Raw genomic sequence first — 21,206 nt, forward strand, 5'->3', positions numbered from 1 at the left:
AGAACAGGAAGTCAGGACGCACGTTGCCCAAAAAATTCAGATTGGCAACGCTATACCAAGCGTGCGAGGAATAGGGCCGAAGTCAAGGAAATTGTACTTCGGAAGGCACCTGAACGATCTCATCTGACTCGACGGTGTGCTGATAGCGTTCAGATTTTAACGTCGGCTTTTTGGCAAGCAAACAAGGTCGGCTCCTGGCGCACAGCGGCGGCGACGAGTGACTGATTCGGGTGATTTTCTGCCAGTCCGCTTCCGGACGGCCGGTGCATCGAAGCGGACAGAGCTACGGGACCGTTCACGACCCTTCACGAACGGAAAATTAGTTCCCGCTGACGGTCTGCATTCTAGTGGGAGAAGACGCTGTGGTCGGCGTCTGCGATGTTGGTGTGGCGCCGATGGCACTGTGCCGATTGCTCAGGGCCTCAATGGGAACTCAATCCAGATTGGCTGTTTGCCCCTTATTACGTGGTCTGGGGCCAGGGAGGCAGTTCGGTGGGGAAACGTGCCTCTGATTCTGGAATTGATCCTGTTCGCGACGAGAACGGACAAGTTCTCCCGCAGGGGTCGGTCATATGGATGCAGCCGGGCTCACCCCACGCGATCCAGCACCACCTCGGGCGCAAGTTGCAGGGCATGTACGCCCAGATCCCGGCAACGCCACTGCCGGACCGCCTGAACCAACTCCTTGCCCAGCTGGATACGGCCGACGGGACGGTTTGATCGCCCGGCATGCTCCCGTCGCGGGATCCGAGGTCTAGCTCGCCATGAGACCGCGCCGCGGCGCGACGATGGTGCAGACCACACCAGAGGGCGGGTAGCTCAAGTCAACCTTGCCGTCGAAGCTTCCAGCAAGCCCACGTCCGATCAGCCGGGTACCAAACCCCGCGCGCTTCGGCGCCACCACCGCCGGACCGCCTGCCTCGATCCAACGCAAGGTGACCGGAGCGTCGTCGCCGTCGCCGTCGATTTCCCAAATGATGGTGACCCGACCGTCCGCGTTCGAGAGCGCGCCGTACTTGGCGGCGTTGGTCGCCAGCTCGTGCAGCATCAACGACAGCGAAAGCGCCGCCCTGGAACCTACCATCACAGCCGGGCCATCGAGCACGAACCGATCCGGACGGTCACGGTGGATGTCGAGCGCGCTCTCGATCACGCTCGCCAGCGGGGCTTTCGACAGGGAGCCGCCGAGCAGGAGGTCGTGCGACTTGCCAAGGGCGATCAGTCGGTTCGCCAGCACATCCCGGGCAGTGTCGAGATCGGCAGCTCCACGCATCGTCTGCGTGGCGATGGACTGCACCATCGCCAGCATGTTCTTCATACGGTGGCTCGGCTCGTGGTTTAGCAGTTGCTGCTGCGCCTCGGCCTCGATGCGGGCGATGGCCGACCGGGTGCGGTCGGCGACGTTGCGCACGAAGGCGATGTCCTCCTGAGCCCACTCCCCCGGCTCCGCCCTCACGGCGTAGAACAGGGCCACGAAGCGGCCGTGCTCCATCACCGGCAAGTTGAGAAGCGAGCGCGTGCTGATGGCCGCCAATGCCTTGGCATCGGCGGCGGTCCGAGGATCACTACCGGTGTCGTCGATGACGACTTTGCGCCCGGCTCTGAGGTCTTCGATGTACGAGCCGTAGGCGCGGAAATGGTGCAGCCCGGTGATGTCGGTGAGGCCCGGCGCGGTCCACCCCTGCTCCACCAGGATCGTCTCGGCGTCGGGATCGACCTGCCCGTAGCCCGCGTGGCTCAGTCCGAGCGTGCGCCCCATGATGTCGGCGGCGATCCGGCTGATCTCGCCCTTGTCGCCCAAGTCGCGCAGCCGGTCGCCCAGGCTCCGTCATGGCCGCGCGGCGAACCTCGGTCCGTTTGCGGCCCGAGATCTCCAGGAACAACGCAGCGAACTGCTGGCCAGACTGCTTGTGTGCCCGGACCTCGAACGTACGGTTCAGCTCGGGGACGTGGATCTCGAACTTCTCGGGTTGGCCGGTCTCGATGGTGCGGGCGTAGGTGTCGATCAGCCACTGCGGGATGGCCGGCACAAGCTCGCGCATGGTGCGCCCGGCGCTGCTGGCCGGTAGCCCGGTCAGCCCGGCGAACGCTGGATTGACCTCCAGGAACCGGAAGTCCACCGCCTTGCCAGCCTCGTCGCGGATCAGCTCGGCGCTGAGGAACCCCTCCTGCATCCCGCTGAACAGCCCGCGCCAGCGTTCCTCGCTGACCGCGAGTTGGCGCTCGACGGTCTTCTGGTCGGTGATGTCCCGCGAGACCGACAGGATCTTCTCAGGCTGCCCATTCGCGCCCAGGATCGGCGTCACCTGCACGTCCCACCATTTCGGGGTGCCGAGGTAGGTACCGGCTGGCCCCTGGAAGTGCCCGACACCGCCGGACTTGGCGGCCGCGAGTGCCGCGACAGCATCGGCGTGACCCTGGCCCTGCCAGAAGTCCGGCCACGGGCAGCCCTTCACCTGATTGAAGTCGCTGACCTCCATCACCCGCATGCCGCCCTCGCTCATGAAGGTCATGCCGCCGTCGAGGTCGAGCACCTTGATGCAGTCGGCCGAGGAGGCGAGCACGCTGCGCATGAACTCCGCATCGGCCTGCTGCCGAGCGGCTGCGTTGCGCTGCTCGGTGCGGTCGCGCAGGATCTTGATGAAGCCCTCAGGCCGCCCGTCTTCGTCCGTGAGCGGCATCATCTCGCCGTTCGCCCAGAACTCGGTTCCGTCCTTGCGCAGGTGCCAGCGTTCGTCCTTGCCACGCCCGTGCAGCAGGGCCGCGCCCATCTCCTTCTCGGCGATCTGGTCGCGCTCATCCTCTCGGGTGAAGAAGACGTTGGCGTGCCGTCCGAGCATCTCGGCCTCAGTCCACCCAAGGATCTGCTCGGCTCCCGCGTTCCAGCTCGTCACGCGGCCGTTCAGATCCATCGCGATGATGCCGTAGTCGATCGCGCTCTGCAGGATCGCCTTGTTTCGCCGGTCGCTCTCGCGACGCTCCTTGAGCGTGCGTCTCGAGCTCAAGTTGGTGATGACCTGCTGGGCAAGCGTGCGCAGGGTGAACGCCTGTGACGGGGTCAGCCGATTAGGCTTGGTGTCGAGGACGCACAGGGCGCCGAGGGCGACACCATCCGCGGTCTTCAAGGGCACGCCAGCGTAGAACCGCACCTCTGGCCCGCCGGTCACGAGGGGGTTGTCGGCGGTCCGCGGATCGAGGGTGAGATCGGGGATCTCGAACACGTCGTTCTGCTGCGCGGCGTAGGCGCAAATGGATTGCGAGATCGGGGTCTCGCTGTGGCTAAAGCCGGTCTCGGCCTTGAACCACTGGCGCTCGCCGTCGAGCAGGGAGATCAGCGACACCGGCATGCCACAGGTCTCGGACGCCACCCTCACGATGCTGTCAAACTCGGCCTCGGTCGGCGTGTCGAGAATATCGTAGGCGGCGAGCGCAGCTTGGCGTCGCGCTGTGCTGTCGATCTGTTCCACGGCCACCCGTTCACCCGGCGTCGATCCCAGGCCGTCATTTGGGTCCGGCAGGCCTGTGGATCTGATGTGAATGACTGAGACGCTCTATGCCATAGGTGGCCGATACAGACACGGGAAGGTGACCGGGCAGATCGCCGCTTGCTCGGAAGCGGCTGCCGACGTTCAACCGGCGGGAACAGGGGTGCAACAACGTTCCCGCGACCGGCTCATGGGGTCTTCGACCGCCCGACGGTTCGGTACCATGCCGGCCCGGAACGCCGGCGTTCCGGGAACACGGGGGTGCGCATCCCGTTCGTCCGGGGCTGTGCGTGACCACGGTCGGGCCGGGAACGGGACGGGACGGCCCGCCCTGCAATCCCGGGCCACACTTCCCGGACGACCCGGCCTCCGTCATACGGCTCCGGGATGCGTCGGCCGACGGCACTCAGCGGAAACCGACGGCTCCGTCGGGATACCAACGGGCGGACCCACCCAGTACCCGGTCGGGACAGGTAGGATGGAAACGGACTTCGAGGACCTGCGCCGGCAACTGGCGGACGCGAAGGCTGAGATCGAGCGGCTGCGGCGGCGGAACGAGGGGCACGTCCATGCCCCGACCGGCGACGAGCGCACCTCGGCGGCCGGGACCGACCTGCTATTCACGGCGGCGGAGAAGACCCGCATGCCGCAGATCGTCACCGATCCGAACCTGCCCGACAATCCGATCGTCTTCGCCAACCGCGCATTCCAGGAGCTCTGCGGCTACGGAGCCGACGAGCTGATCGGCCGCAACTGCCGATTCCTCCAAGGCCCGGGCACCGATCCCGCCGACGTCGCCAAGGTCCGCGACGCCGTCGCGGCGCGGCGCGACGTGGTCGTGGAGATCCTGAACTACCACCGCGACGGCACGCCGTTCCGGAACGAGCTCTACGTCAGCCCGGTGTTCGATCCGGACGGACATCTGCGCTACTTCTTCGCGAGCCAACTCGATGTCACCCGGTTCCGCACCGAGGAAGGCCGGCTCGCCGAGAGCGAGGCGCGCTACCGCACCCTGTTCGAGGCCGTGGACGCCGGCTTCTGCATCGTCGAGATGCGCTACGATGCGGCCGGGCGCGCCGTCGACTACCGCTTCGTCGAGGTCAACCCGGCGTTCGAACGCCATACCGGGCTCCGCGACGTGGCCGGACGCTGGGTCAGCGAGGTCGTCCCGGGCCTGGAGCGGTCCTGGCTGGACGCCTACGGCGGGGTGGCCCTGACGGGCGAGGCGGCCCGCTTCGAGAGCGGCGCGGTGGCACTCGGCCGGTGGTTCGACGTCCACGCCTTGCGCATTGGCGAGCCGGCCCGGCGCCGGGTCGCCATCCTGTTCAACGACATCACCGAGCGGCGCGAGGCCGAGCGGGTCCTGGAGGAGACCGCCCGCGACAGGACGGACGAGCGCGACATGGTCTGGCGCACGAGCCGCGACCTATTCCTCGTCTGCGGCTTCGATGGCCGCTACCGCTCGGTGAACCCGGCCTGGACCGAGACGCTCGGCTGGTCCGAGGACGACCTCGTCGGCGCGCACTTCAACGCATTCATCGACCCGGCCGACAGGTCCGCCGTGGAGGGGTGTTCGGCGACCTCGTGAACGGCATCGTCCTCGACGGCCTGGACGTGCGGATGCGGACGCGCGACGGGGGCTTCCGATGGCTGTCGTGGTACGCCATCCCCCGCGACGACCACTTCTATGCGGCGGGCCGGGACGTGACGGAGCGCAAGGCCCTGGAGGAGCAACTCCGGCAGAGCCAGAAGCTGGAGGCGGTGGGCCAGCTCACCGGCGGCGTCGCGCATGACTTCAACAACCTGCTGACGGTCATCAAGTCGTCCACCGACCTGCTGAAGCGGCCGAACCTGGCCGAGGAGCGCCGGATCCGCTACGTCGACGCCATCTCGGACACCGTCGACCGCGCCGCCAAGCTGACCGGCCAACTCCTCGCGTTCGCGCGGAGGCAGGCGCTCCAGCCGGAGGTGTTCGATGTCGGGCGCGGCGTCGCCTCGGTCTCGGACATGGTCCGCACCCTCACGGGCTCTCGCATTCACGTCGAGACCCAGGTCGAGCCGTTCCGGGACGCCAGGGGGCAGGAGGGTCCCTGCCTCGTCGACGCCGACCCGAGCCAGTTCGACACCGCGCTGGTCAACATGGTGGTCAACGCCCGCGACGCGATGTCGGGCGAAGGGCGCATCACCATCCGGGTGCGGCCGGTCGGCGTCGTCCCCGCGGTCCGGGCCCATCCGGCCATGCGCCGCGACTTCGTCGCGGTCTCGGTCGCCGACACGGGCAGCGGCATCGCCCCGGACGCACTGGACCGGATCTTCGAGCCGTTCTTCACCACGAAGGGCGTCGGCCAGGGCACCGGGCTCGGGCTGTCCCAGGTCTTCGGCTTCGCCAAGCAGTCCGGCGGCGAGGTCATCGCCGAGAGCCGCCTCGGCGAGGGCGCCACCTTCACCCTGTACCTCCCGCGCGCCAAGGCCCCCGCCGCCACCGAGGCCGAGGCGCATGAGCCGGCGGACCTCGCCGAGGGCCACGGCACCTGCGTCCTACTGGTGGAGGACAACCACGAGGTTGGGGCCTTCGCGGCACAGGCGCTGGAAGAGCTAGGCTACAGCACCGTGTGGGCCATGGACGCGGAAAAGGCCCTGAACGAGTTCGAGCGCATCCCCTACCGGTTCGAGGTGGTGTTCTCCGACGTAGTCATGCCGGGGATGAACGGGGTTGATCTCGCCCGCGAACTCCGCCGCCGCCGACCCGACCTGCCGGTGGTCCTGACGTCGGGCTACAGCGAGGTGCTTGCCGAGCAGGGGACGCACGGGTTCGAGCTCCTGCGCAAACCCTACTCCGTGGCCGACCTCTCGCGCATCCTCAGGCGCGCCGTGGGGGGCGTCGGCACCGGCGCGCACTGACCGCCGTCGCGGGGAGTCCCCGCGGCGACCGTCCCTGGGCGGGTTGCGTCCATCGGGCCCGCCGCGCCTCGATCGATGGATAGCCCTGGCTAGCGGGCCGAGGCGCTGCCCATGGCTTTGCTGGCGAACCGACCTAGTTCGGTGGCCGGGTCCCGGAAGACGACGGGCTTCACCGAGCTCGGGAACTCGATGTCACTGACGAAGCGGATCGTGGGCCTTGTCGTCTTGGCGCTGATTCCGGCGTTGGCCGTCCAGGGCTACAACGAGTACGCGCTCCGCGCCGCCCGGGCCGAGGCCGTCCGCAAGGAGGCCATGCGCGGGGCGAAGGCCGTCGCGGCCGACCTCGGGCAGTTCGGTCGCGGGGCCCGGCAGATCCTCTCCATCCTGGCCGGCGTGGCCGAGGTCCGCGGCCAGGACGCCCGGGCCTGCACGGCGTACCTCGCGACGGTCAGCGGGAAGGTCCCCGGCTCTTTCTTCTTCGGGGTCGCCGACCCGGACGGGCGCATCCGGTGCAACACCCTGGGATCCCCGGTCGGGGCCTATTCGGTCGCCGACCGGTCCTACTTCCAGGAGGCGATGCGCACCGGCGGCTTCGCCATCGGGGAGGTCGTGTTTGGCCGGGTCACCGGACGGCCCACCATCCAGTTCGCCCAGGCCATCGCCGACGAAGACGGCGACGGTCGCCCCGAAGGCATCGTGATCACGAGCATCGACCTGTCCTACCTCGCGGCACGGCAGTCCGATGCCGGGCTGCCGCCCGACGCCGCCCTCACGGTCGCGGACCGGAACGGCACGATCCTGGTCCGGCTGCCAGACCACGAAGCCTGGGCCGGCAAGCCGCTGCCGACGGCCTTCTGGAAGGCCCTGTCCGACCACCGCGGCGGCGTCGCGGACCTGACCGGGTTGAGGGGCAACCCGCGAATCACGGCGGTGGCCGGGGGCGCGCCGGGGGACCTCGACGGCATGACGGTGGCGGTGGGCCTGTCGCCCGCCACCGCCTTCGCGGACATCGATGCCGCGACCCGTCGCGGGGTCGTGCTGATCGGCGTCGGCGCGATCCTGGCCGTCGCCGCCGCGCTCCTGGCCGGCCGCGCCTTCATCCGCAGGCCGGTGCGGCGCCTCCTCGCGGCGGCCGGCGCGTGGCGCGCCGGCGAGTTGGGGACCCGAACCGGCTTGTCCGGGAGCGACGAGTTCGGCCGGCTCGGCGAGGCGTTCGACGCCATGGCGGCATCGCTGCAGAGGCACGAGGGGGAGTTGCGCGAGGAGGTCGCCCGCAGCCGCGTCCTGCAGGAGCGGCAGACGATGATGCTGCACGAGCTGAACCATCGGGTCCGCAACACCCTGACAACCGTGCAGTCCCTGGCGCGGCAGGCCCGCCGCGACGAGGACCGTGGCGAGCGGCTGGAGGGGCGCATCCTCTCGCTGTCGAAGACCCACGACCTGCTCTCGCGCGACGATTGGGAGGGCGCCTCGCTGCGCACGGTGCTGGAGAACGAACTCGCCCCCTTCCGGGACGAGCAGTTGCACCGCTTCGGCCTGGAAGGGGCCGACATTGACCTGCCTCCGCGCTACGTCCTGGCGCTGGGGATGACGATGCACGAGTTGACGACCAACGCGGCCAAGTACGGCGCCCTCTCGACCGACGCGGGCCGGATCGACGTCGCCTGGAGGGTCGTCGTCGGCGAGAGCGGCGCGCGGCGGCTCGCCCTCGAATGGCGGGAGAGTGGCGGCCCGCCGGTGCGGGAGACGGGCAAACGCGGCTTCGGCACCCGCCTGATCACGGGCGGGGTCAGCCGCGAGCTCGGCGGCACGGTCAGCCTGGAGTTCGCCCCCGAGGGCCTGCGCTGCAGCCTCGACGTGCCCCTCGACGAGCCGGACCGGTTCACCTCGTTCGCCGCCGCCACGGACGTGCGACCGGTCGGCAGGGCCTGAAGACCGAGCGACGACTACAAAACGATACGTGCGGGCCACCGTTTGTCACGTAAGGGACGCCCGGGTCCCCGAACCTAAGCTTCATTGGCTTGTGGACGAACGAGGCGGCCGCGTGAAGACAGAGACGAGCACCCTAAGCCAGCGCTTTGCCCGTCGTACCCTGCTTCTCGGCGCGATCCTGGGCCCTGCGTTCGCATTCGCCCCGGCGCGGGCGGCCCCCGTCGATGACCCGGCGATGGCGGGCCCGTTAGGCGACATCTGGGTCGGCTCGGCCGATGCGAAGGTGACCTTCATCGAGTACGCCGCCGTCACCTGCACCCATTGCGCGGCCTTCCACGACAAGGTCTGGCCAAGCATCAAGGCCCGCTGGATCGACACGGGGAAGATGCGCTTCGCATTGCGCGGATACCCGCTGAACCCCCTCGACACCGCCGCCTTCATGCTGGCCAGGGCCGACGGCGGGCGGAACTACTACCCGGTCACGGACCTGCTGTTCGAGAGACAGAGGTCCTGGGCCTTCGTCGACAAGCCGCTCGACGCGATGCGCGACCTCCTCCGGCAGGCTGGCTTCGACAAGGCCAAGTTCGATGCCATGCTCGCCGACCAAGCCCTCTACGACCAGGTCAACCGCGTGCAGGCGCAGGCCATGAAGGTCCTGGACGTCCATTCGACGCCGACCCTATTCCTCAACGGCGAGCGACACGAAGGTGCGCCGCCGGTCGAAGCCTTCGATGACATCGTCCGTAAAATTCAGGGCTAGGGTCGGTCCCGCGCGATCAGCCGACCCATCATCGACCCCCAGGGCGAAGGACGCTGCGCCGTAGGCCTGTCTGGCCCGGGGCGCACCACGAGGAGACTGAGATGGCGAAAACGGACAGGCTTATCCCGGTCGCGGCTGCGGTGGTTATGGGCATGGGCATGGGCATAGTCCCGGCGATGGCCGGCGATCCAATCTCTGCCTTCACAGGCCATTGGCGCGTCGCGAAAGTCGCGGTCCCGGACATCGGCGTCCAAGCGCTTGCCGACAACGACCCGAGCCTGATGGGCAAGCGTCTGACCTTCACGTCGACCCGGCTGGCGTGGGACAGGACACCATCGACCGGCGACGTGTGCGAGGCCCCCGATTTCCAGCCGCTCGAACGACTGCCGCCGGACGTGCAGCCCGAGCTCCGCAAGCTCGGCATGCGCCAGCCGGTCGCTTACGCGGTCCATTGCCAAAGCGGCATGTGGGGTCCGGGGCGCGATCCGGTCATCTACCGGGGTGCGGCCGGGGCTCTCGCTCTCCCCTGGTATGACAACGCGGTGATGATGCTCGTCCGGGAGCCCACGTAACGCTCGCCCGTCGCTGTGGGAGTACCAAAATGCGAGATGCGGGTGTCGCCCCGCTCCGCACAAGGAGCGGGCGTGACGATTGACCGTCAAGCCCGGCTGTCCTCCGCGAGGGGCGCACCTCGGATCGACGGCGGATCAGCGCGTCCAGGGCTCGGTCATCCGTCGCGGCGCTCGCAGAACCGCAGCCTGTTCCCGAATGGGTCCGGCACCTCCAGCACATCGCCCCAAGGAGCCTGATCAACGCCCGGCCGGGCATAGCCGTAGCGCTTGTCGATCAGTTCCCGGTGATAGGCGTGGACGCCCCGCATCGGCACGAACACCGCGGAGCCTGGACTGGCATCGCCGTGATGCTCGGACAGGTGCAGTCGCAGGCCGGCGCGGGCGACCTCCATGTAGAGGGGCAGACCCGGCTCGAAGCGGTGCTCGAACCCGGCCTCGAACCCGAGGAAGCCGCAGTAGAACTCGCGCGCCTTGGCCTCGTCGAAGATGCGCAGGATCGGGATTGCCTCCACGAAGCGGGGTCCGATCTCCGCCGGGCGGTCGAGGGCGGAGCAAGCGGTGTTCCAGTCGTCGTGGCCAAGGCCGGCGGCCACGAGTTCGAGGGCGGTCGCGTGCGGGACTGCGAGGTTGCGGGCGGCCAGCGCAACGCGCAGCCGCTTGGCCATGGCCTTGGCCTTGGCCTTGGCCTGGTCGACGGTCGTCATGGTGCTCTCCCAAGCCGGCGTCGGTCCGTCGGTGCCCGCGTTGCCGACCCGTCGCCGGTCAGGGATCCGGTGGGGGTGGTCGTCCGCGATGCTTTCACCATCCCGTTCCCGGGGCGAGCGGCAGGCAGCATCGGCCTAGGGCCAGGCTACCCCGAGGTCGGTACGGTCGCCAAGCCGAAGGTCCGCTCACAAATCCGGCATGCGCGACCAGAGACGTGTCTCGACCAGTAAACAGTGAGATCACGACCCTGACCATCGCCGCTCGCGCACGGCGAGCCACCAGTACACTCCGCCGCCCACCACTCCGGCGCTTACGGCTTGCAGCGGCCAGTCGACCATGCCGGCAAACAGATGCCCGAGGGCGAGACCAATGGCGCCGCCGCAAGCCACGTGGATGGTCGGATGGCGCCATCCCGTCCGGATCGAGACCGCCAGGCACAGCAAGAATGCCGGCATCGCGAAGACCGTCACGAACAGCGTTGCGATGACGAACGTGATGGCGACGGAGATTAAGTCGGAAGGGAGGGTAGGCTCGGCGACGGGCGACGGGGGAGGCCCGAACAGAGCACTGGCCGCACTGGCCAGCATCAAGGTCGTCACCGCCGCCGCCACGGCGGCGAGGTAGCCGCCGAGCACCCGTACGACGGGATCTCCGGACCTGTCTGTCGTGATGCGGTTCGGCGTCGTGGCCTCCTCGGGCTCGGTCGTGGGAGAGGCTAGCGCGCCGTGCTACCACCGGCAAAAGTGGGGCAGGACCGCAAGAGGCCTCTGCCCGGCGGGGTCCATGCGATGAAGCACGCCCAAATGGTGGTCCTGATGCTCTGGTCGACGGCGGCCACGGCGGAGGTGCCGGCACTTTGCGCGGACGTCGCGAACCAAGCCGAGGGGACCCTATGCGCCAAGCGCAAGCTGGACGCCGCCGAGGCCAGTTTGGCGAAGGCGCGAGAGGCCCTGCAGGCCAAACTCGACCCGAGCGGGCGACACAACCTCGACCTCGCGCAGCAGGCTTGGCGGCGCTTCCGCGACCTCGAATGCAACCTTGAGACCGGCTACGACGCCGAACACCCCGATGATAACGGCACGATCATGCCCATGCTTATCGGCGAGTGCGCGACGGCCCTAACCGAGCGCCGCACCCGCGACCTGACCGATCAACTAGCCTGCCCGGGCGGGGACCTATCATGCGAGCAGTGAGCGACTTCCACCGTACCGCGGCCCGCATCGGGGCATCGGCGGCATTCGCTTTCACGGCGCCGGTTGCCCATGCGGCAAGCTTCGACTGCGCCAAGGCATCGACCGGAATGGAACGCCTCGTCTGCGGGGACGCCGCTCTCGGGAGCCGGGACGAGATCCTGGCGAGGCTCTACTCGGGCGCCTTGAAAGAGGGGAAGCGCGAGGCCGTCGAGGCTCGGCAGCGGGCGTGGCTAGGGAAGGCGCAGGCCTGTGCCACAGCAGCCTGCCTGGCCGAGGCCTACGACGAGCGGAACGCCGAACTCCAGCGGTCTGAGGGTGGGGTGAAGGTGGGCAGTGACTTCTTTTGCGAGGAGCCCAAGGGCAATCACAGCACCCTCAACGTCGTGGGACCGGTCCATGGCTTCGCCAGCGTGTCCCTGATGTCTAACTATGTCGGGCCCGGCGGGGAGGAGGCCGGCGACGTGGACACCGCGGCCACGGATGCATTCCTGGATCTCCGGAAAGGGACAGCCACCGTCTTGAACGGCCGCTGTCGACTAACCTTCGAGCGCCTCGGCGCGGACGGTTGGAAGGTCATCCAGGCCGGCACCTGCGAACTGCAGGGCGGCGCGGTATTCGCGGGCGTCTACCGCCGCCTGCCTTGACAAGACTGCGACCGGCCGCCGGTCGCCATTGCGCTGGCGATCCCTGACAATCATCGGCGGACAGGCGGTCGATAATGGAAGACGTACAAGCGCGGACGCTCATTCAAGGCGGGGGGTTCGCTGAGCGTCCGTCCGCGTACGCCCAGCACGTCCGCTTATGAGATGAGCACCGAATTCGTTCTACGTCTGGCTCGGGTCGGCAGCAGGCCGTCCGCTCTTCCCGCGGACCTTCTCCGAAGCGGACAGACGGCTTTCGGCCGGCTCTGGTCGCGTTGGCATGTGTCGCTAAATGGCCGGGTAGGGTGGTTTCCTGCCTGTCCGCTTTTGGACGGCGATTGCATTAAGCGGACATGGCCGGGGGACCGCTCACGATCCTTTTCCGACCCTGGGACGGTCCGCTCTCAAGACCTTGGCTTCACCGTATAACCATCGGGAAGCTGCGTCCGATCAGAGCACAGGTGACGTCCTTCCCTCGCAGGTCCGCTATGTAATCGAACTCCTTGGCGCCCGCTCGAATGGCCTGCGCGCCTTTGCCGGAGCCGACCCGGTTGTAACATCGGCGCGCCATGTCCACGATCTCGGGATTGAAGCTCTGGAAGGCACACTGGGCCTGCGCCTGCCGCAGCATGCCGTGCATCCGCAGGAAATCGGTGCAGTCGACCGCCCGAGCGGGTCCGTAAGCCAGGGTGAGCGGGAACAATGCAACGAGGATCGCCGAAAGCTTCATCCGGAACGGGCTGGCCACTGATGGTGAAGATCGTCGACAACGAAGGCATGGGCGTGCCGAACTCCTATGGCGCCGCTGACATGCGGGTGACCGGGATCAAGGTCGGCATGAACATGCTCGATGACATCTGGGTCATTGGCGGGCCACAGCGCGGCGGCCGCGACGACGGCCACCAGGGTCAGCACGCCTAGAGCCGCGAGGGTGACCGGTATCCCAACCTCAGCGCCGAGCCAGCCCGCGAGCGGATAGGTCACCAGCCACGCGGCATGCGAGAGCGCGAACTGGGCAGCGAACACCGCGGGCCGGTCACCGGGTGCGGCCGATCGCTTGAGCAGGCGTCCGGTCGGGGTCTGGGCGGCCGAGTAGCCGATGCCGAGAACAAGCCAGGTCGCCAGCAACATCCGCCAGCCAATCCCGCCGCCCCAGGTTGCGGCGGCAAAGGCGAGCAGCACGACGCCGAGCATAGCCCCTGCCGGGACCATCACGGTCCGGTCGGGAAGCCGGTCGAGGACCCTCGGCAGCAGCATCGCCGCCAGCATCGAGCCTCCGCCGAATAGCCCGAGGGCGACGGCGACGTCGTTCTGGGTCCGCCCCAGGAGGGCCTGGACGATCACCACCGTGTTGACGATGACCATCGAGCCGGCGGCCGACACCGCCAGGTTCAGCGCGAGCAGCCCACGCAGGCGGGGCGTGGCGAGGTAGATCCGCAGGCCCCGCGTCGTGCGCTCGTAGATGCCGGCCGGGCGCTCGGCCGGCTTGGGCGACGGCAGTGACGTCGAGACGACGAAGGCGGCCGAACAGAGGAAGCCGACGACCGTGCCGCCGAACAGCCAGTGGAAGTTGATGACAGTCAGCAGCAGGGCGGCCAGCGCCGGGCTGAGCAGGTTCTCCAGGTCGTAGGCGAGACGCGAGAGCGAAAGCGCCCGGGTGTAGTCGCGCTCCTCCGGGAGGATATCCGGGATGGTCGCCTGGAAGGTCGGGGTGAAGGCCGCCGAGCACGCTTGTAGGACGAAGACCAAGACGTAGACCTGCCAGATTTGGTCGACGAACGGCAGGATCAGAGCGACCCCGGCGCGGACGAGGTCGGTTACCACCAGGAACGCCCGCCGCGGCAGTTGCGCGGTGAAGGCATTCGCAATTGGCCCGACGAGCACGTAGGCCACCATCTTGATGGCCAGCGCCGTCCCGAGGACCGCACCGGCTTCGGCACCCGCAAGCCGGTACGCCAGAAGTCCGAGCGCGACGGTGAGCAGGCCGGTACCGATCAGGGCAATGACCTGTGCGGCGAAGAGATGCCGGTAGGTTCGGTTCGCGAGGACGCCTAGCATCAGAGATACTTCGCCAACGCCTTGAACTCGGCGAGCGCGGCCTTGGCGGACTTGCCACCGTCCGCGACGCCGTCGCCGATGCAGTGCTCCATGTGGTCCTCGATCAGCGTTCGCTTCGCGTTGGCGATGGCGCTCTCGACCGCCTGAAGCTGCTGGGCGAGGTCCACGCAGGACCGACCCTCCTCGATCATGGCGATGACGCCTGCGAGGTGGCCGTGGGCGCGCTTGAGGCGCTTGACGATGTCAGGGTGAGAGGCGTGCACGTGATCCATGTTGACTTCCTATCCCCCCGGATAGGATAAGGGAAGCCGCTTCGCCGTATCGGGATCGCCCGGCGCAGGTTTCAGGGGATTGGTGTCGGGTGTCGTTCGGACGGCGTCTCATGACGTTTGCCATCGCGTTTCTGCTGGCGGCGGTGACGGTGCTGCCGCTTATGGCGGGGGCTCGGCACGACGGTTCCGCGGCGACCGCCCACGCGGTCCTTACCTTGGCGGACCATGACCATGCCGAGGATCACCAGGACGCGGACGAGTTGGTCCACCATGCGCAATCGCACGCCCAGTGCGTGATGCCGGCGGACGCCCGTTCTCCCGCGAGCGCTCCGTCCTGCACGACGCAATCGTTCGTCGTCGCGCACGAAGCCGCCCGCGCCGGCGGCGATGCGCAGGGGCCTTACGAGCCTCCAAGGGGCTGAGGCCATCCGCCTCGTCCCTTTCTCGAACGATGGCACCGTGCGGACGCGCGGCTGGCCGTTCATGGCGCCGATATGTTGAAACGTCTCCTTCCCGTGCCGCTGGCCGTCGCCGGCGGCTTCCTCGTCGCCACGTGGTGGCCAGCCGCGCCGGACGCCCTCAGGTCCATGCTGGCGAGCTGGCATGCCCCCGCGCCTGCCCGTCCCGAGGCGAAGCCGGCGGCCGCGCCGGAGCCCGAGAAACCCGGCCTCGTTCGGCTGAGCGACCAGCAGGTGGCCAAGGCCGGCATCCGCACGGACGCCGCCGACGGGGGCCGCCTCTTCCGGCACCTCCACGTCCCGGCGACCATCGTGCCGAGCGCCAACAACACCGCCCGCATCGCGGTGAAGACGACCGGCACGGTGGTGGAGCTCCGCAAGGGCTCGGCGACAAGGTCGCCAAGGGGGAGGTCGTGGCGCTGCTCGACAGCCGCGAGATCGCCGACGCAAAAGGGGAATACCTCGCCGCCCGCGTCTCTGCCGACCTGCAGAAGACCTTGTACCAGCGCGACAAGGAACTCTGGGACAAGCGCATCTCGTCCGAGCAGCAGTACCTGCGCTCTCAGGCGAGCTACCAGGACTTGAAGGTCAAGGAGGACGCGGCCCGTCGCAAGCTGACCTTCCTGGGGTTGGGGCCCGCGGAGATCAACGCCCTGGCCACCCAGCCCGAGGCGCAGTTCGAGCGCCAGGAGATCCGCTCGCCCATCGCGGGCAAGGTGGTTGAGCGGCGCGTCGACCTGGGCGCAGCGGTCGGACGCGACAACCTGGAGACCGAGCTCTACAGCGTCGTCGACCTCACCAAGGTCTGGATCGACCTCGCGGTCACGCCGGGCGACCTGCCGCTGGTCCGCGAGGGCCAGGCGGTGACCGTCCGGACGGACGCGACCGGCGCGACGGCGGAGGGACACATCGTCTTCATCGGGCCGGTGCTCGACCAGAACACCCGCGCCGCCCGGGTCGTGGCCGAGTTGGCCAATCCCGACGAGACCTGGCGTCCCGGATCCTTCGTGGCCGCCGAGATCAAGGTCTCGGACAAGCCTGTCCGTGTCCTGGTCCCTTCCGAGGCGGTCCAGACAATCGAGGGCAAGCCGACCGTGTTCGTGCGGATGCCGGAGGGCTTCCAGGCGCGCGCCGTCGCCGTCGGGCGCTCCGACGACCGCGACGTCGAGGTGACGGCCGGGCTTGAGCCCGGCGAGATCATCGCGGTGGCCAACAGCTTCACGCTGAAGGCCGAGCTCGGCAAGGCCGCGGCGGAGGACTGAGTTATGATCCGGCCCGTCCTCGCCTTCTCGGTCGCCAACCGCTACGCGGTCATCCTGGTGACGCTCATCGCCACCGCCTTCGGGGCCTGGTCGCTGTCACGGCTGCCCATCGACGCCGTGCCCGACGTCACCAACAACCAGGTCCAGATCAACGCCATCGCGCCGGCGCTGACGCCGGTCGAGATCGAGAAGCAGGTCACGGTCCTGGTCGAGCGCGCGCTCGCCGGCACGCCGGGCCTGGAGAGCATGCGCTCGTTCTCGCGCAACGGCTTTGCGCAGCTCACGGCGGTGTTCAGCGACAAGGTCGACGTCTACTTCGCGCGCGCGCAGGTCAACGAGCGCCTTGTCGAGGTGCGCGGCACCCTGCCACCGGGGGTCGAGGTGCGGCTCGGGCCGATTTCGACGGGCCTCGGCGAGATCTACTGGTGGGCGGTCGAGTACGAGGCGCCGGGCGAGGGCCCGCCCGCGGCCGACGGCAAGCCGGGCTGGCAATCGGACGGCAGCTACCTGACGCCCGAGGGCGAGCGCCTGAAGAGCGACTTCGAGCGGACCGTCTACCTGCGCACGGTCCAGGACTGGATCGTGCGGCCGCAGATGCGGGGGTCCCCGGCGTCGCCGGTGCCGACGCCATCGGCGGCTACGTCAAGGAGTACCAGGTCCAGCCGGACCCGATGCGGCTCGTCGGCTACGGCCTGTCCTTCGCCGACCTCACGCGGGCCATCGAGGTCAACAACGCGACCCGGGGGGCGAACTACATCGAACGCAACGGCGAGGGCTACGTCGTCCGCGCCGGTGGCCTGATCGAGAACGTCGACCAGATCCGCGACATCGTCGTGGCCACCCGCGCCGGCGTGCCCATCCTGGTGAAGGACGTCGCCGAGGTCGGGATCGGACGGGGCTCCGCACCGGCTCGGCGAGCGAGAATGGGCGCGAGGTGGTGCTCGGGACCGCGCTCATGCTGATCGGCGAGAACAGCCGCACCGTCTCGGCGGCGGCGGACGCGAAGATCCGGGAGATCAACAAGCTGCTGCCGCCGGGCATCCAGGCCCGGACGCTGCTCAGCCGCACCGACCTCGTGGACGCCACCATCAGGACGGTCGCCGAGAACCTCGCCGAGGGCGCGCTGCTGGTGATCGCGGTGCTGTTCCTGGCGCTCGGAAATATCCGGGCGGCCATCATCACCGCCCTGGTCATCCCGGTCACGATGATGCTGACCGCGACCGGGATGCTCGCGGGCCGCATCAGCGCCAACCTCATGAGCCTGGGCGCCCTCGACTTCGGGCTGATCGTCGACGGCGCGGTCATCATCGCCGAGAACAGCCTGCGGCACCTGGCGGAGCGGCAGCACGAACTCGGGCGCAAGCTCCGCCTGGACGAGCGGCTGGAGACCGTGCGCGTCTCGGCCGAGGAAATGATCAAGCCGAGCGTCTACGGTCAGGCCATCATCATCCTGGTCTACGTGCCGCTGCTGACCTTCACGGGGGTCGAGGGCAAGACCTTCACCCCGATGGCGCTGACGGTGCTGATCGCGCTGGCCGCGGCCTTCGTACTGTCCCTGACCTTCGTGCCGGCGATGGTCGCGACCTTCGTCACCGGCCGCGTCGCCGAAGGGGACAACTTCCTCATCCGGGCACTCAAGTCCGCCTACCGGCCCGTGCTCGGTGCCGCGATCCGGGCGCCCCTGACCTTCGTCATGGCGGCGGTCCTCGTCGTCGGGCTGGCCGGGGTGCTCGCGACGCGGCTCGGGCAGGAGTTCACGCCGACCCTCGACGAGAAGAACATCGTCATGGAGGCCCGACGCATACCGTCGACCTCGATCTCGCAGTCCCAGACGATGCAGCTCGGCGTCGAGGACGCCATGAGCAAGTTCCCGGAGGTGGCCTTCGTCTACTCGCGCTGCGGGACGCCGGACATCGCCGCCGACCCGATGCCGCCGAACGCCTGCGACGCCTACCTCATCCTCAAGCCGCAGGCGGAGTGGCCGGACCCCAAGGAGACCAAGGAAGCCCTGATCGGCCGGATGGAGACCGAGGCGAAGCTGATCCCGGGCACGCTGCTCGGGTTCTCGCAGCCCATCCAGATGCGCTTCAACGAGCTCATCGCCGGCGTGCGCGACGACCTGGCCGTGAAGGTGTTCGGCGAGGAGTTCGGGCCGATGGTCGAGGGGGCCCGAAAGATCGCCGGCATCCTGCGCGGCCTGGAGGGGGCCGCAGACGTGAAGGTGGAGGAGGCGGTCGGCCTGCCCTTCCTTGAGATCAGGATCGACCGAAAGGAGATCGCCCGGCGCGGCCTGAGCCTCGCCGACGTGCAGGACGTCATCGGGACCGCCGTGGGCGGCAAGGACGCCGGACTGGTCTTCGAGGGCGACCGGCGCTTCGCCATCGTGGTGCGCCTCGCCGATTCCGTGCGCGGTGACGTCGAGGCGCTCAAGAACCTGCCGGTGCCGCTGCCGGCCTCGCAGGCGGCCGTGGCGAGGACGGGCACGGGCGTGCCGTCGGGCCCGGCGCTGGCCGGCGGCATGAGCGTGCCCCTGAGGCAGCTCGCCAGCTTCGAGTTCACGGAAGGCCCGAACCAGGTCAGCCGCGAGAACGGCCGGCGCAGGGTCGTGGTGACCGCGAACGTGCGAGGGCGGGACATCGGCTCGCTCGTCGCGGAGGCGCAGGAGCGCATCGCCGCGGAGGTGAGGCTGCCCGCGGGCTACGAGGTGCGCTGGGGCGGGCAGTTCGAGAACCTGACCGCCGCACGCCAGCGCCTGATGATGGTGGTGCCGGCCTGCTTCGCGCTGATCCTCATCCTGCTACTCGGGGCGCTCGGTTCGGCCAGGGACGCGCTGATCGTGTTCAGCGCGGTTCCTATGGCCCTGACGGGCGGAGTGGCGGCCCTGTGGCTGCGGGACATGCCCTTCTCGGTGTCGGCGGCGGTCGGGTTCATCGCTCTCTCGGGCGTCGCCGTGCTCAACGGGCTCGTGCTCCTCAGCCACATCCGCACGCTGCTGGCGCAGGGCATGGATGTCGCGGAAGCCGTGCGCGAGGGGGCCCTTACCAGGCTGCGGCCGGTGATCATGACGGCGCTGGTCGCGGCCCTGGGCTTCATCCCGATGGCTCTCGCCACCGGGACGGGCGCGGAGGTGCAGCGGCCGCTCGCGACCGTGGTCATCGGCGGTCTCGCCAGCGCGACACTGCTGACGCTGGTGGTGCTGCCGGCGCTTTATGCGTGGTTCGGAGCAGCAACACCGGTCGCGCAACCAGCAGGAGCATCCCCTTCCCACCGGACCGCGGTAACCTGATCGGCGTCGGCGCCATCGGCTAACCGGTGCGGACAACGGCAGGGGCGTTTCGAAAGCGGTACCAACTCGGCGCTTCCCTGGTCGGGGCGGGCCGACCTTGGCTCGATCCGACCCGTGTCGAAGTGGAATGCCGTGCGCTGTAGGCCCGACCCGAGCCGTTCCTATAGAGATCCCGAGACGCTGGGTAACAGGAGGCGGCAATCACCGACGACGGATGGGTAACGACTTTCGGCCTCTTCGCCGTTCTCGCCCTCGTGCTGGCGAACGGCTTCTTCGTGGCCGCCGAGTTCGCCCTAGTGGCAGTGCGCAGGAGTCGGGTCGCCGAGCTCGTCGCCGAGCGCCGCACCAATGCCAAGGCCCTGCTCTGGGCCACCGACCACCTCGACGCCCACCTCGCCGCGACCCGCTCGGCATCACCATATCGTCCCTGGCGCTGGGTTGGGTCGGCGAGCCGGCGCTCGCGCACCTGATCGCGCCGGCGCTCGGCTGGCTCCCCGACGTGGTTTCGACGGCGGCCGCCCACACGGCCGCGGTGGTGATCTCCTTCGTCATCATCACCTCCCTGCACATCGTGCTGGGCGAGCTCGCCCCGAAAAGCCTCGCCCTCCAGCGCAGCGAGCGCACGGCGCTGGCGGTGATCCGGCCACTCAGCCTGTTCCTGATCGTGTTCCGGCCGGCCATCATGTTCCTGAACAGGCTCGGCAACAGTGTCCTGCGCCTGTTCGGGCTTGAGCCGGGCCACGGCGAAGGCGGGCAGCATTCGACGGCCGAGCCAACCTGCTCGTCGAGGCAAGCCGCGAGGCCGGCCTGATCCGCGAGGCGCAGCAGGAGGCCGTCGAACGCATCTTCCGGTTGGGCGACCGCCGCGTCCGCGAGATCATGACGCCGCGCCACGAGGTCGAGTGGGTCGACCTCGACGACGGCCGCGAGGCCATCCTGAAGGCGATACGCGCGTGCAACCACGCCCATGTCGTGATCAGCCACGGTAGCGTCGACGAGGTGGTGGGCGTGTTGCGTAAGCAGGATCTGCTCGATCAGATGCTCGACGGGCGCGAGCCGGACGTCGCCGCCGCCATGCGGCCGCCGAACGTCGTGCACGAGGGCATGACGGTCCTGGCCGGGCTGGAGGCCTTCCAGAAGAACCCCGTGCAGATGGCCATCGTGGTCGACGAGTACGGCAGCCTGGAGGGCATCGTCACGCAGACGGACCTCTTGGAAGCCATCGCCGGCGACATTTCCGAAGCGGGCGAGGAGCCTGACGTAGTCGAGCGCGAGGACGGCTCTCTGCTGATGGACGGCATGATGCCGGCCGAGGAGGCGTTCGAGCGGCTCGCCTTCGCCGACCCGCCGGACATGGACGACTACACGACGCTCGCCGGCTTCGTGATCTTCCAGCTTGGGCGCATCCCCGCGGTGGGCGACGCCGTCGACGCCCAGGGCTGGCGGCTGGAAGTCGTCGACATGTACGCGCGGCGCGTCGACAAGGTCCTGGCCACCCGCTTGCCGGAGCTTGAGGCGGCATGAACGGACGCAGAACCTAGGCGTACAATCAGCCGTTCACCGACGATAGCTCCCCGGCTCGCCCTCCTCACCGTGCTGACGCTCGTCGCCGCAGTCGGACCCGACAGAATACGGAGCGTCGGCACCGCGGTGCGTGACGTCTTCGGTCGCGTGGCCCTGG

General features: G+C 68.7%; 14 protein-coding genes and 4 pseudogenes. 11 read left to right on the forward strand and 7 right to left on the reverse strand.

Annotated features, from left to right (window positions below; translation table 11 throughout):
• Nucleotides 1-576 precede the first annotated feature (576 nt).
• Nucleotides 577-720: a NepR family anti-sigma factor gene (locus ACFQE0_RS22890; RefSeq protein WP_378975646.1), complete on the forward strand. Its 144-nt coding sequence runs from the start codon at nt 577-579 to the stop codon at nt 718-720.
• A 34-nt stretch (nt 721-754) separates the two neighbouring features.
• Here the strand turns inward: ACFQE0_RS22890 and ACFQE0_RS22895 are convergent, their stop codons facing one another.
• Nucleotides 755-1,759 carry a sensor histidine kinase gene (locus ACFQE0_RS22895; RefSeq protein ID WP_378973772.1) on the reverse strand — a complete coding sequence of 335 codons (1,005 nt, stop codon included), beginning with the start codon at nt 1,757-1,759 and terminating at the stop codon, nt 755-757.
• Between the two features lie 310 nt (nt 1,760-2,069).
• A pseudogene (locus tag ACFQE0_RS22900) lies at nt 2,070-3,347 on the reverse strand (PAS domain S-box protein); the annotation flags it as partial.
• 751 nt (nt 3,348-4,098) lie between these two features.
• Here ACFQE0_RS22900 and ACFQE0_RS27700 point away from each other — a divergent pair.
• From ACFQE0_RS27700 to ACFQE0_RS22920, 4 genes and pseudogenes are all read left to right on the forward strand, one after another.
• Nucleotides 4,099-6,386 (forward strand): annotated as a pseudogene (locus ACFQE0_RS27700) (ATP-binding protein); the annotation flags it as partial.
• 189 nt (nt 6,387-6,575) lie between these two features.
• A complete protein-coding gene (locus ACFQE0_RS22910; RefSeq protein WP_378973775.1) occupies nt 6,576-8,318 on the forward strand; it encodes a sensor histidine kinase in 1,743 nt (580 codons plus the stop codon).
• A gap of 112 nt (nt 8,319-8,430) precedes the next feature.
• Complete coding sequence (locus ACFQE0_RS22915) at nt 8,431-9,078, forward strand: thioredoxin domain-containing protein (RefSeq protein ID WP_378973777.1); 648 nt, start codon at nt 8,431-8,433, stop codon at nt 9,076-9,078.
• A gap of 101 nt (nt 9,079-9,179) precedes the next feature.
• Nucleotides 9,180-9,650, forward strand: coding sequence for a hypothetical protein (locus tag ACFQE0_RS22920; protein WP_378973780.1), 471 nt, complete (start codon nt 9,180-9,182; stop codon nt 9,648-9,650).
• Nucleotides 9,651-9,805: 155 nt separating this feature from the next.
• On the opposite strand, the gene ACFQE0_RS22925 is transcribed toward ACFQE0_RS22920, so the two are convergent.
• Nucleotides 9,806-10,354, reverse strand: coding sequence for a glyoxalase superfamily protein (locus ACFQE0_RS22925; protein ID WP_378973782.1), 549 nt, complete (start codon nt 10,352-10,354; stop codon nt 9,806-9,808).
• Between the two features lie 240 nt (nt 10,355-10,594).
• The gene (locus tag ACFQE0_RS22930) at nt 10,595-10,990 is read right to left on the reverse strand and encodes a hypothetical protein (RefSeq protein ID WP_378973784.1); all 396 of its coding nucleotides are present in this window, start codon (nt 10,988-10,990) and stop codon (nt 10,595-10,597) included.
• Between the two features lie 153 nt (nt 10,991-11,143).
• On the opposite strand from ACFQE0_RS22930, the gene ACFQE0_RS22935 reads away from it, so the two are divergent.
• Both ACFQE0_RS22935 and ACFQE0_RS22940 read left to right on the forward strand, forming a co-directional pair.
• Complete coding sequence (locus ACFQE0_RS22935; protein WP_378973787.1) at nt 11,144-11,548, forward strand: lysozyme inhibitor LprI family protein; 405 nt, start codon at nt 11,144-11,146, stop codon at nt 11,546-11,548.
• A complete protein-coding gene (locus tag ACFQE0_RS22940) occupies nt 11,536-12,192 on the forward strand; it encodes a lysozyme inhibitor LprI family protein (protein WP_378973789.1) in 657 nt (218 codons plus the stop codon). The genes ACFQE0_RS22935 and ACFQE0_RS22940 overlap by 13 nt, the downstream gene beginning before the upstream one ends.
• A 415-nt stretch (nt 12,193-12,607) precedes the next feature.
• Here ACFQE0_RS22940 and ACFQE0_RS22945 read toward each other — a convergent pair whose 3' ends face one another.
• The 3 genes from ACFQE0_RS22945 to ACFQE0_RS22955 are packed head-to-tail and all read right to left on the reverse strand — an operon-like array spanning nt 12,608 to nt 14,519.
• Entirely contained in the window at nt 12,608-12,919 is a 312-nt protein-coding gene (locus tag ACFQE0_RS22945; RefSeq protein WP_378973792.1) for a hypothetical protein, read from the reverse strand.
• On the reverse strand, nt 12,916-14,247 hold the full coding sequence (locus ACFQE0_RS22950) for an MFS transporter (protein ID WP_378973794.1): 1,332 nt from the start codon (nt 14,245-14,247) through the stop codon (nt 12,916-12,918). The genes ACFQE0_RS22945 and ACFQE0_RS22950 overlap by 4 nt, the downstream gene beginning before the upstream one ends.
• Entirely contained in the window at nt 14,247-14,519 is a 273-nt protein-coding gene (locus tag ACFQE0_RS22955; protein WP_127993489.1) for a metal-sensing transcriptional repressor, read from the reverse strand. Before ACFQE0_RS22955 ends, ACFQE0_RS22950 begins: the two co-directional genes overlap by 1 nt.
• 110 nt (nt 14,520-14,629) lie before the next feature.
• Between ACFQE0_RS22955 and ACFQE0_RS22960 the strand changes: the two genes are divergently transcribed.
• From ACFQE0_RS22960 to ACFQE0_RS22975, 4 genes and pseudogenes are all read left to right on the forward strand, one after another.
• A complete protein-coding gene (locus ACFQE0_RS22960; RefSeq protein ID WP_378973797.1) occupies nt 14,630-14,941 on the forward strand; it encodes a hypothetical protein in 312 nt (103 codons plus the stop codon).
• Nucleotides 14,942-15,390: 449 nt separating this feature from the next.
• Nucleotides 15,391-16,239 (forward strand): efflux RND transporter periplasmic adaptor subunit, encoded by an 849-nt coding sequence (locus tag ACFQE0_RS22965; RefSeq protein WP_378973799.1) that lies wholly within the window; start codon nt 15,391-15,393, stop codon nt 16,237-16,239.
• A gap of 3 nt (nt 16,240-16,242) precedes the next feature.
• A pseudogene (locus ACFQE0_RS22970) lies at nt 16,243-19,525 on the forward strand (efflux RND transporter permease subunit).
• Nucleotides 19,526-19,779: 254 nt separating this feature from the next.
• Nucleotides 19,780-21,049 (forward strand): annotated as a pseudogene (locus tag ACFQE0_RS22975) (hemolysin family protein).
• Nucleotides 21,050-21,206 lie beyond the last annotated feature (157 nt).

It is taken from the genome of Methylobacterium komagatae, from assembly GCF_042661665.1.
GTDB lineage: Bacteria > Pseudomonadota > Alphaproteobacteria > Rhizobiales > Beijerinckiaceae > Methylobacterium > Methylobacterium komagatae.